The sequence below is a fragment of the Nocardia sp. NPDC049737 genome, from assembly GCF_040674755.1.
Classification (GTDB): domain Bacteria; phylum Actinomycetota; class Actinomycetes; order Mycobacteriales; family Mycobacteriaceae; genus Nocardia.
Genome location: NZ_JBFANH010000022.1, coordinates 21,485 through 31,972, shown reverse-complemented (window position 1 = coordinate 31,972; position 10,488 = coordinate 21,485). Strand labels below are relative to the sequence as shown.

Sequence of the window (10,488 nt, the reverse complement as noted above, 5' to 3'; positions counted from 1 at the left end):
CGTGCGGAAATCGAGATGGTCGCGCTGCCCGCAGGGCAGGTGACGCTGTCGGATCGGCGAACCCAGCGAAGTTGGGCGGTCGAAGTGGCGAGGTTTGGGCTGGCGGCGTTTTCGATTACCCAGTCGCAGTATGAACAGGTCACCGGTGGGGCGCCGAGTGCGTCTCGGGGTGATCGGCTGCCGGTCGAGGGTGTTTCGTGGCTCGATGCGATCCGGTTCTGCAATGGCCTGTCGCTGGGTACGGGTTTGCCGCCCGCGTATCGCGTGCACGACGACGAGGTCGAGTGGGATGCCGATAGCGACGGGTACCGGCTGCCGACCGAGGCCGAATGGGAGTATGCGTGCCGGGCGGGCACTTCGGGCCCACGATATGGCGAGCTCGACGAAATCGCCTGGTATCGAGGCAATTCCGCGGAGCACGTGCACGAGGTCGGCGGCAAGCTACCCAACGCCTGGGGCCTGTACGACATGCTCGGCAACGTATGGGATTGGTGCTGGGACATTTACGACGCCGAGGTGTACGACTCATATCGGGTGCTGCGCGGGGGTGGGTGGTCCGATGAGAAGTGGAGCTGCCGGGCCTCGGTGCGACGGCGCAGCCATCCGACCTACCGGATCGATGATGTCGGCTTCCGGATAGCGCGTTCGATTCTCGTCTGAGCCCGCGCCTTATCGCTTGCCGCTCCAGAACTTCGGCAGCTTGCGCTTGCCACGCCCATCCAGTGCGCGCATCAGTCCGGTCACCACTCGCAACCGCACCCGCGAGGCCGGGTACCACGCCAGCTCACGCCTCATCGCCGGCCCGCGTGGCACCGTAATCGCTTGCTGGCGACAGTATTTCCGGATTCCGGCGGGGCCGCCCCATCGCGCGCCCACCCCGGAATCTTTCCACCCACCCATCGGCAGCGCGAAGCTGAACAGATTCGCGAAGGCATCGTTGATATTGACCGCACCCGCTTCCAGCCGCCGCGCCACCCGCTCGCCGCGCTTGCGGTCACCGGTCCACACCGTGGCCGAGAGCCCATAGACCGAATCGTTGGCCAAGCGCACCGCCTCATCCTCGTCGGCGACCTTCAGCACCGGAATGGTCGGGCCGAATGTCTCCTCGCTGATGCAAGCCATCGAATGATCCACATCCACCAGCACGGTCGGTTCGAAGAAGGTCCCGACCCCGCTCGCCTTGCCGCCGGTGGTGATCCGCGCGCCCGCGGCTACGGCCTGTTCGACATGGCGGGCCACGATATCGCGCTGCGCCTCGGTTGCCATCGCGCCGATATCGAAGGCGAACCCGCGCCCATCGTGTCCCTGCCGCAGCTTGCGCACCTGTTCGGTCAGGGTGGTCACGAACTCGTCGTAGACCGGCGCCTCGACATACACCCGCTCGATCGACACACAGACCTGACCGGAATTGAACAGTCCGCCATAGGCGATGCCCGCCGCGGCCCGCTCGATGTCGGCGTCCGCGAGCACGATCGCTGGATCCTTGCCGCCGAGTTCCAGACTGTACGGGGTCAGCGTCGCTGCGCAGGCGGCCGCGATCGCCTTACCGGTCTTGGTGGACCCGGTGAACTGGACGTAGTCGACCGCCTCGACGACTGCGCGTCCGGTATCTCCACGCCCGGTCGACACCGCGAATACCGGTGGCGCACCGATCTCGGCCCACCCTCGCGCCAGCGCGACCGCACTCAACGGCGTTACTTCCGACGGCTTGACCAGCACCGCGGCACCAGCCATCAGCGCAGGCAGCGCATCGAAGCACACATTGAGCAGCGGAAAGTTCCACGGCGTAATGATCCCGACGACCGGATGCGGCCGATAGGTCTTGACCAGGCGCTTGGTCCGGCCGAGCGGACTGTGCGGAGCCGGATGCTCATCGAGCAGGAATTTCGCGGCATTGCGCGCCCAGTACTTGATCAGATTGACCGCGGCGGGTACCTCGATCTCCGCATCGTAGCGGGTCTTACCGGTTTCGGACTGGACCACATCGGTGAGCTCGTCGGAATTATCGATCAGCCAATCCTGCAGCCGAAACAGCCATTCGGCGCGCTTGTTCGAGCCGATCGCCTCCCATTCCGGCTGGAGAAGGCGCAATTGGCGGACCGCCGCGGCGACCGCAGCACTCGATTCCTCGGGCACCCGGCCGGTGACGCTGCCGTCGGCCGGATTGTGTACCTCGATCTCGACCTGCTGTTGCGCCGTACTCATCCGGCTCACCTCCTGCGCTGTGCCCCCGCCCTCCAGCGTGGCATTTCCGTCGGTCTGGCACCGGGTGTTCCGATTTTCCTGCGATGGAGAAGAAAGGATTGATACGTTCCGCCAATAGCAAGACGGGACCGGCTTCGACGAGGATGCAGTTAGTGTTCGATTGGGATCTACTGCGTAGCACCTCCAGCGTGCATGTGCTGATGGAATTGGCGCAGGAACGTGGCATGTCGCCGCAGGACTGTCTCGAGGGCACGAAACTGAGGCCCGAGGCGGTGAGCGATCCCGATGCCGAGGTCACGGCACGTCAAGAGGTACGCGTCGTGCGGAATCTGCTTGCGCGATTCGGCGGTGAACCAGGATTGGGTGTCGAGGCCGGGAACCGCTACCACTTATCGCTGTACGGGCCGTGGGGGCTGGCGCTGCTGAGCAGTCGCACGGTGCGCGAGGTGATCGAGGTTTCGTTGCGCTATGTCGATCTGGCCTTCGTGTTCGGCCGGCTGATCTTCGAGGAGGGACCGGCCGAGTCGCGGGTCATCTTCGACGATTCGCAGATTCCGGAGGATGTGCGCGCCTTCCTGACCGAGCGCGTCATCACCGGTATCCAGTCCATCGGCCGCGAGCGGTTCTCCGCCGGTGTGCCCGCCACCCGGATCAGCTTCCGTCATCGGGCTCCGGCGGATACGACGCGCTACCGCACCGTCTTCGGTATCGAGCCGGAATTCGACGCGCCGGTCAACGAATTAGCCTTCGACAGTGCGTATCTCGATGTCGCACTGCCCCAGGCCAACGAATGGGCGCGCGGGACATGCGAACAACTGTGCCGCGATCTGCTCACCGCGCGCCGGGCCCGCACCGGCGTTGCCGCTGCGGTGCGTGATCTGCTGGTCCGCAATCCGGGCGAGATTCCGGACCAAATCGCCGTCGCCGCAGCGCTTTTCATGAGCCCGCGCACACTATCTCGTCGCCTGCGCGAAGAGCGCACGTCCTTCCGCGACCTCTTGGACGAAGTCCGTCAAATGATGTCGGAGGAACTGCTCAGCCACACCGATATGACCACCGAACAGGTCGCCGCCCGCCTCGGCTATGCCGAGGCCGCATCCTTCATCCGCGCATTCCGCCGCTGGCAAGGCTGCCCACCCCAGGAATTCCGAGCCCGCGGCACTCTCGTCGGCACCAGCTGAACCCTCGACCATGCGCTGGTCGCCGCAAATGCCGAGAGGAATTGCGTCAGTGCGTTCTCGGCTGACCAGCATTGGTTTGGATGATGGCGGATAGCCAGGGGGTCAGGCCGGGGGCGAGGGTGTCGTAGAAGGCGGTGTAGCCCGGGTCGGTGAGGTAGGTATGGGCGATGCAGATCTGCATGGCGGGGGTGCAGTCGAAGTAGGTGTCGATGGAGGCGCGGTGGCGTTCGGCGAGGTCGTTGGCTTCGTCGCTGCCGGGCAGCACTCCGGCGCGGTAGGCCGCGACCAGGTCGGCGTTGAGTGCGTCGACGGATTCGGCGATCTGCTGCCAGTCCTCGGCGGTTCGGTTCGCGGCGCGTTCGGCGTACTGGGCCCACTGCACGGTGTCACCCCAGCGGTCGTGGGCCTGCGCGGTCCAGGTGGGTTGCCAGTGCTCGCCGAAGATCGCCACCTGTTCCTCGGCGGAGAGCAGGATTCCGGACTCTCTGGCCTCGATCATGCGGTCCATCCCATCCGCCATCTTTTGCAGGCGGACGGCGCGCTCGCGGAGTTCGTCGCGCTGCCGACGCAGCGACACCGTCGCATCGGTGGCAGGCGCATCCAGGACCGTTTTGATCTCATCGAGAGGTACGCCCAGCTCACGGTAGATGAGTACGCGATGGATGCGGGCGAGGTCCGCACTCGTGTAGAGCCGGTACCCGGCGTCGGTGCGCTCGGTCGGGCACACGAGCCCGATCGCATCCCAATGGTGGAGTGTGCGGATCGTGACGCCCATGCGCGCGGCGGCCGCACCGACGGTGAGACCGGCATCGCCCTGATCAGTCACACCGCCCAGTTTGACAGGAACGCTCATGCCGGCGGACCTCCGATCCCCATGGACCGCAAATTCTCGGCCTCGGCACTGTCCGGATCGTACGGTCGCGCCGCCGTCATGATCACCCGTGTGTTGTCCGGCGTGCGGATCTCGAGGTCGACGGTATTCCACGGCATCGGACGCGGCCCCGACATGCAATCGGGCAGCAACTGCTCGCATGCGGCCGCGATCTCGGCGAGCTGGCTCAGCACGCAGGAGAAGCTCACGCTCAGCTCGGTTGCCGCCGCGGGCTGGTCAGCGGATAAGAGCAGGACATCCTGGAATGCCCAGCGCCGCAGATGGGTGAGTCGGCCGGGGACAGAGAACAGGTCGAAGAAGCCGAGTCCGCGCGTCCAGAAGTCCACCGACACAGCCAGATCGGCCGTCGGCACCGTGACGAACATCGGCATCCCGTAGATGCCGCGGAAAAGTTCCGGCGCCACGGCATCGTGGGCGGGTACGGGAACCGGACTGATATCGAATGCTGGGTAGGTTTCGCTCACCGCCACATCGTCGAGCCTGACGTAACGTCAGGGTCAAATCACAGCCCGTCGTCTTCCCGCGCAACCCGATTCACCTCGCGCACCAGGCGAACGATCTCCAACTGCTGCCCGAGGGCCGATTCACCTTGGGGCTGGGCACCCAGATTCGTCCGCAGATCGAGAAGGCGCTGGACCGAGATGGTGAACTGATCGACGACGACATCCTCGGAACCATTGCGGCGCGCGGCAAACCGACGACGGTCGCCGCCGATATCCGCGACCGTGCCGGGACAATCTCCGATCGGGTGTGCTTCTATCAGCCCTATGCGCCCAGCAGTGAAACCATGGCCGAACTGGTCCATGAACTGAAAAACTCAGGCGCGGAAGCTATTCAGCCTGGCTGTTTCCACCTCGGGCAGAGCCGGTGCACGCCGACTTTCACCTCCTTGCCACCACTGGGTGATATCGGCAATCGCCTGTCGCCGGCAGTCGCGGTGTCAGCCTGTGCACCCTGATTCCGTCGCGCGCGGCACTGGCGACAACTCTGACGGAACCGAGCCCTTTCACAGGTGAAAGCCGCTATGCCGCACGGAAGAACAGATAGTCGAACAGGGCCAGAATCCGGTCGATGCCGAATTCATCGGGTTGGTCGAGCACCAGGCGCGCCGCGGTTTGGATGGTGCCCTGTACGACCTCGGCCAAGACATCCGGATCCACGCCATCGGCATCGGGCTGCTCCACCAGCCACAGCCCCAGCGCCTGCCGCAGCGGTGCACGCAATTCGTCACGAGCCGCGGCGACCCGTTCCCGCAGTACCGGCGGCACACCGTCGATCGGGAAGTACACCAGCCGCCAGGTGTCGGGCATCGCGCAGACCTCGGCGAGGAAGCGCCCGAGCATCGCGGGCAGCTGTTCCGGTGCGGCGGAAGCGAAGTCGGGTGCCGTGGTGGTCTCGGCGACCGAGCGGGCCACCGCCGCCGCCATGCGGGCGGTCTCGCGTTCTATGAGCGCCTCGAGCAGTTCGTCACGGCTGCCGAAGGAGTCGTAGACGACCGGCCTGGTCACCCCGCCGCGCTCGGCGACGGCAGCGATGTTCACACTGGTGAACCCCTCTTGCGCCACAAGGCGCAATGCCGCGTCGAGTAATTGCTCACGTCGGTCCGCAGGCTGAAGCCGCTTGGCGTACTTGCGTTTAGGCGGTCGAGGTGCCGATTGCTTCTGGGGCGCTGCTTGTTTCGCGGCGGCCATCGCTACTGCTCCCCGACTCCGGCGGCGACGACCGCCCGGCGTGCCAGCCAGCGCAACGTCTTGGATACCGCCTCGCGCCGTTGCGCGCCGTCCGCGGCGAGGACCAATCGGGCACCGGTCTCGCTCGCACTGATTACCGCGTGGCTCAACAACTCCTCGTCCATCTCTCGCTCGGTGAGCGCGGCGACCAGCGCGAGCACCGCTCGACTGCGCGCCCGCAAGGCCGCACGGCCACGGTCCACTCGTTCGTGCGCGGTATCGGGCAGCCCGTCGCCGGGCATCAGCACGAAACGCCAGCTCTGCGGTGCGGCCGAGACGAGGTCTAGAAAGATGTCGACGGCATCGGCCGAGACGTCCGCGGCGATCGCGGCCAGGTCCGCGCCCTCCTGGAAGACCGGAGTGGCCTCGGCCGCCATGGCCAGTACCCGTTCTTCCTCGCGATCGAGCAGTGCCTCGAATAGTTCGTCCCGATCACCGAATTCGGCGTACAAGCCGGGTCGGGTGATGCCCGCCGCGCGCGCGATCGCATGCATACTGGCGCCGGCGTAACCCTCGCGGACGATCAGATCCCGTGCCGCGTCGAGAATGTCGTCGCGTCGTGTTGACAATTACCCTCCAACGTCGTGTGACGGACACCCGTTTCAGATTTGCTTCCGGCTGGGCCAGTGTACGCATTTCACACACGCCCGCCACGGATTCGACTTCCCAGCTCACGCGAATCTCTTAGCGCCGCAACGGTGTGCGTTGAATTTGATTGCGTTGTATTCGATGCGCCGCAATGTTGGCGTCAAACAGGCATTCAGGATTCGGCAGCGGCGCGTCGGAAGCACCGATATCGCCTGCGGCACCGGCATTCTCGCCGCCCGCATCGAAGGCCAGCTGCGCCCGGATGTGGTCCACGGCTGCGATGTGTCGGTGGGGATGTCGACGCAGGCACGGTCGCGGTCGGATCGGGTGCGCCGGCGAAATCGGCAGGCCGAGGATTTTCGGCATTGCCAGACGGAGCGGTTGACGCCGTGGTATCCACACACGCCTTCCATTTCTCGAACATGCTGCGCCGGTCGCGGAGTTCCATCGGGTGCTGGTGCCGGGCGAGTTGCTCGCGATCGTGATCAATAACCCGCGTAGCCGATGGGCGAGGCACCTACAGCCGCCTGCCGTGGGGACTCGCCTACTTTCGGTCGCCGGAGCAGATGCGTTCACTGGTCGAGAATCACCGTCATTGAACAGCGGCGGTACATCGGCCACTGCCGAATGCGCTGGTACCGGACGTGCTGACGGTCGCAAGTGCTGATGCCGCCACCCGTGGCATGCTCGTCGTATAGGCGATTTCCGACCGGAAGGCGGGTGCGATGCCCGGATCAGTGCCATGACCGAGATCGTGTGGTACGCGTCATACGGCTCGAATATGCATCTGAGCCGCCTACGCTGCTATCTGGCAGGCGGCACACCCGACGGCGGCGCGATCACGCTGCCCGGCTGCCGTCGCGGGGCCGAACCGCTGCGTTCGGTTCCGCTCACGCTCCCCGGCCTGCAATATTTCGCCACCGAATCCCTGACCTGGACCGGCGGCCGAGCCTTCTACGATCCCGACGCCGCCGGTGAAACCGCCGCCCGCGGCCACCTGGTGACCATCGATCAGTTCTGCGATATCGCCGCCCAGGAGATGTACCGAACACCCGGCACCGACCACGACCTGTGCGAGGCAATCACCCACGGCCGCATGACGCTCGGTCCCGGTCGATACGAGACCCTGGTCTGTACTGGTACTTTCGAAGGACATCCGGTCCTCACCATCACCGCGCCTTGGCGCTATACCGACCTGCCCGGCAACCCGCCGTCGGCCGCCTACATACGCCACCTCGCCGCAGGCCTCACCGAATCCCACACCTGGACAGTCGAAGAGATCGCCACCTATATCGCCACCCGCCCCGGAGCGGACCTCGGCTGGACCGCCGACACCATCGCCATGCTGCTGGATCCTCAGGCCACGTGCATGGATGCGGACACGATCGCGCCGTCCCGAACGACGCGGTCGCCATGAGAACCGCCGGGTACCGTCGCGCGGCTCAGCCGCCGAGGATCGGGCGGCAGCGGCCTCCAGGGCCGTCACCACCCCGGCTGGCGAAACGCTGCCGACCACCGACCTGGCGACGGCATGCAAGAGTCGACCGCGCGCCTGGATCTGCGCGTTGACGATCTCATTGTCGATGCGGCGGGCGCGGTGAAACTCGGTGCGTGCCTGGCCGATGAGCAGCCGGGCCGGATCGCTGGCGTGTGTTACTGGATCCGGCCGGTCATCCGTTCTGCCTGAACGCGAATATTCCGTTGCTGCCCTAGGTACCCCGGCCCTAGCGAACATTGTCCGCGATGCGGAGAATTTCGTCGACGATCAGGTCGGGTTCGGTGAACATGATGAGGTGACCGGAGCGCTCGGCCTCGACCAGTCGGCCGTTGGGAAAGGCGGCGGCGGTACGGCGGTGGGCGGCGGTCAGTGCGGTTCGGGTGGTCTTGTCGAGTCGGGGAAGTTTGGTGCCGGTGATGACACTGACATCCAAGGCGCCCAGTTCCTGCGGCTGGTCGCGCAGGCTTCGCAGGCCTGCGCTGAATTGGTCCTGTTCGGCGATCATGGTGCGCGCGGCGCGCGGGGTGAAATCCTCGGCCCGGTGATCGGCGGCGATATCGGCGGGCTGCTTACCGCCGATCCGACTGCCGAGCAGACGGTAGAGGCCGCAGCGGGCGAGTTCGGGCAACAGGACGCGGGTCATCGCGTACCGCTTTTCCGCGGAGGGCAGGAAATACAATTCGCAGTTCTCGTCGCTCTGATCGACCAGCACGATGCCCTGGATGCGGGTCGGATCCGCAGTCGCGGCGACACGTACGATGGGCCCGCCCCAGCTGTGACCGACGAGAATGAAGGGACCATCCCCCAATTCCGCCAGCACGGCGGCGAGGTCGTCGGCCATCCGGGTGATGGTGCGTGGGTTCGGATCGTCATCGCTGCGGCCGGTCCCGGCGCGGTCGTAGACAACGGCGCGCATGCGCTCGGCGACCACTGGCTGCACCAAGCCCCAGATCGAGCGGGAGAAACCCATACCCGATTCGAAAACAACGGTCGGCCTACCAGTTCCGCGCACCATGTAGTGCAGTCGACGGCCATCGGATGTGGTCGCGAATGCGCTCGTACCGAAGGTGTGCTCCTGCCCGAGGGCCTGCTCCGTCACTGTGCCCAACCTACCGTCTCCCTCGCCCTTCGAGCCGCGGTGGCCCGATAACAGGACTAGACAACTTCGGGCGGCAGCGCAACAGGCTCGATTTCCCCGCCGCGGACCGGAGCCTGCGGCGGGCGGCGCGAAACCGGTTGGTATCAGCTCAGTTTCAGCGAACGACCGATGATCTCCTTCATGATCTCGGTGGTGCCGCCGTAGATGGTCTGGACGCGGGCGTCCATGTAGGCCTTGGCGATCGGATATTCCTTCATGTAGCCGTAGCCGCCGTGCAGCTGCAGGCAGCGGTCGATGAGATCGATCTGCTCCTCGGTGCTCCACCACTTGGCCATTGCGGCGTCCTCGACCGATAGCTTGCCCGCGTTGAGGTCCTCGATGAAGCGGTCGACCAGGACACGGACGGCAGTGGTCTTGGTGGCCAATTCGGCCAGCACGAACCGGGTGTTCTGCAGGGCTCCGATCGGCTTGCCGAAGGCCTTGCGATCGCGCACGTACTGGATGGTCATCTCCAGGCAGGCTTCCATGGCGGCAGCCGCCATGACGGCGATCGACATGCGTTCCTGCGGCAGGTTGTTCATCAGGTGGATGAAGCCCATGCCCTCGGTACCCAACAGATTCTTACCCGGAACACGGACATCGGTGAAGCTCAACTCCGCGGTGTCCTGCGCCTTGAGACCGAGCTTGTCGAGGTTGCGACCGCGTTCGAAGCCGGGCATGCCGCGCTCCACGACGAGCAGGCTGAAGCCCATCGCGCCCTTGGCGGGATCGGTCTGGGCGACCACGATGACGATATCGGAGTTGATGCCATTGGTGATAAAGGTCTTGGCGCCGTTGAGGATCCAGTCGTCGCCGTCGCGGACCGCGCGGGTCTTGATGCCCTGGAGGTCGGAGCCGGTGCCCGGTTCGGTCATCGCGATGGCGGTGATGATCTCGCCGGAACAGAAACCGGGCAGCCAGCGCTGCTTCTGCTCATCGTTGGCGAGTTCGAGCAGATAAGGCGCGATCACATCGTTGTGCAGGGCGAAGCCGAGGCCGGAGTACTGGCCGCGCACCGACTCCTCGGCGACTATCGCGTTATAGCGGAAGTCCTTGACCCCGCCGCCGCCGTATTCCTCCGGCATGGCCATGCCGAGGAATCCCTGTTTACCGGCCTCGAGCCAGACCTCGCGGTCGACAATGCCCTGCTCTTCCCACTTCGCGTGATTCGGCGCGACATGCTGATCGAGAAACTTGCGGAACGACTCCCGGAACAGCTCGTGTTCGGGCTCGAACAGTGTGCGCTCCACGCCAAC

11 protein-coding genes and 2 pseudogenes are annotated in these 10,488 nt (G+C 65.5%); 5 read left to right on the top strand and 8 right to left on the bottom strand.

Annotation, left to right across the window (positions count from 1 at the left end):
* Positions 1-15: 15 nt before the first annotated feature.
* Positions 16-660 carry a formylglycine-generating enzyme family protein gene (locus AB0J47_RS27175; RefSeq protein ID WP_364352056.1) on the top strand — a complete coding sequence of 215 codons (645 nt, stop codon included), beginning with the start codon at positions 16-18 and terminating at the stop codon, positions 658-660.
* Between the two features lie 9 nt (positions 661-669).
* On the opposite strand, the gene AB0J47_RS27170 is transcribed toward AB0J47_RS27175, so the two are convergent.
* Complete coding sequence (locus AB0J47_RS27170) at positions 670-2,205, bottom strand: aldehyde dehydrogenase family protein (RefSeq protein WP_364351764.1); 1,536 nt, start codon at positions 2,203-2,205, stop codon at positions 670-672.
* A 152-nt stretch (positions 2,206-2,357) separates the two neighbouring features.
* Here AB0J47_RS27170 and AB0J47_RS27165 point away from each other — a divergent pair, with 152 nt between their 5' ends.
* A complete protein-coding gene (locus AB0J47_RS27165) occupies positions 2,358-3,386 on the top strand; it encodes an AraC family transcriptional regulator (RefSeq protein ID WP_364351761.1) in 1,029 nt (342 codons plus the stop codon).
* A 46-nt stretch (positions 3,387-3,432) separates the two neighbouring features.
* Here the strand turns inward: AB0J47_RS27165 and AB0J47_RS27160 are convergent, their stop codons facing one another.
* Together AB0J47_RS27160 and AB0J47_RS27155 are read right to left on the bottom strand one after the other, a co-directional pair.
* A complete protein-coding gene (locus AB0J47_RS27160; RefSeq protein WP_364351758.1) occupies positions 3,433-4,239 on the bottom strand; it encodes a MerR family transcriptional regulator in 807 nt (268 codons plus the stop codon).
* A complete protein-coding gene (locus tag AB0J47_RS27155) occupies positions 4,236-4,742 on the bottom strand; it encodes a VOC family protein (protein WP_364351755.1) in 507 nt (168 codons plus the stop codon). Before AB0J47_RS27155 ends, AB0J47_RS27160 begins: the two co-directional genes overlap by 4 nt.
* A gap of 47 nt (positions 4,743-4,789) precedes the next feature.
* On the opposite strand from AB0J47_RS27155, the pseudogene AB0J47_RS27150 reads away from it, so the two are divergent.
* Positions 4,790-4,906: pseudogene (locus tag AB0J47_RS27150) on the top strand (LLM class flavin-dependent oxidoreductase); the annotation flags it as partial.
* 394 nt (positions 4,907-5,300) lie between these two features.
* Here AB0J47_RS27150 and AB0J47_RS27145 read toward each other — a convergent pair.
* From AB0J47_RS27145 to AB0J47_RS27135, 3 genes are all read right to left on the bottom strand, one after another.
* The gene (locus AB0J47_RS27145) at positions 5,301-5,969 is read right to left on the bottom strand and encodes a helix-turn-helix domain-containing protein (RefSeq protein ID WP_364351752.1); all 669 of its coding nucleotides are present in this window, start codon (positions 5,967-5,969) and stop codon (positions 5,301-5,303) included.
* A gap of 2 nt (positions 5,970-5,971) precedes the next feature.
* Positions 5,972-6,577, bottom strand: coding sequence for a helix-turn-helix domain-containing protein (locus AB0J47_RS27140; protein WP_364351749.1), 606 nt, complete (start codon positions 6,575-6,577; stop codon positions 5,972-5,974).
* Positions 6,578-6,692: 115 nt separating this feature from the next.
* Positions 6,693-6,869 (bottom strand): hypothetical protein, encoded by a 177-nt coding sequence (locus AB0J47_RS27135; RefSeq protein WP_364351746.1) that lies wholly within the window; start codon positions 6,867-6,869, stop codon positions 6,693-6,695.
* 469 nt (positions 6,870-7,338) lie between these two features.
* Here AB0J47_RS27135 and AB0J47_RS27130 point away from each other — a divergent pair, with 469 nt between their 5' ends.
* Both AB0J47_RS27130 and AB0J47_RS27125 read left to right on the top strand, forming a co-directional pair.
* Positions 7,339-8,013, top strand: coding sequence for a histone deacetylase (locus AB0J47_RS27130; protein ID WP_364351743.1), 675 nt, complete (start codon positions 7,339-7,341; stop codon positions 8,011-8,013).
* A 180-nt stretch (positions 8,014-8,193) separates the two neighbouring features.
* A pseudogene (locus tag AB0J47_RS27125) lies at positions 8,194-8,309 on the top strand (VOC family protein); the annotation flags it as partial.
* An 11-nt stretch (positions 8,310-8,320) separates the two neighbouring features.
* Here AB0J47_RS27125 and AB0J47_RS27120 read toward each other — a convergent pair.
* Together AB0J47_RS27120 and AB0J47_RS27115 are read right to left on the bottom strand one after the other, a co-directional pair.
* Complete coding sequence (locus AB0J47_RS27120; protein ID WP_364351740.1) at positions 8,321-9,193, bottom strand: alpha/beta hydrolase; 873 nt, start codon at positions 9,191-9,193, stop codon at positions 8,321-8,323.
* Positions 9,194-9,336: 143 nt separating this feature from the next.
* A complete protein-coding gene (locus tag AB0J47_RS27115; protein WP_364351737.1) occupies positions 9,337-10,482 on the bottom strand; it encodes an acyl-CoA dehydrogenase family protein in 1,146 nt (381 codons plus the stop codon).
* Between the last annotated feature and the right edge of the window lie 6 nt (positions 10,483-10,488).

What these genes read in the sequence shown, in the direction of transcription:
- AB0J47_RS27175 (WP_364352056.1), top strand. Translation starts at nt 16, where the DNA reads ATGGTCGCGCTGCCCGCAGGGCAGGTGACGCTGTCGGATCGGCGAACC.
- AB0J47_RS27170 (WP_364351764.1), bottom strand. Translation starts at nt 2,205, where the DNA reads ATGAGTACGGCGCAACAGCAGGTCGAGATCGAGGTACACAATCCGGCC.
- AB0J47_RS27160 (WP_364351758.1), bottom strand. Translation starts at nt 4,239, where the DNA reads ATGAGCGTTCCTGTCAAACTGGGCGGTGTGACTGATCAGGGCGATGCC.
- AB0J47_RS27145 (WP_364351752.1), bottom strand. Translation starts at nt 5,969, where the DNA reads ATGGCCGCCGCGAAACAAGCAGCGCCCCAGAAGCAATCGGCACCTCGA.
- AB0J47_RS27130 (WP_364351743.1), top strand. Translation starts at nt 7,339, where the DNA reads ATGACCGAGATCGTGTGGTACGCGTCATACGGCTCGAATATGCATCTG.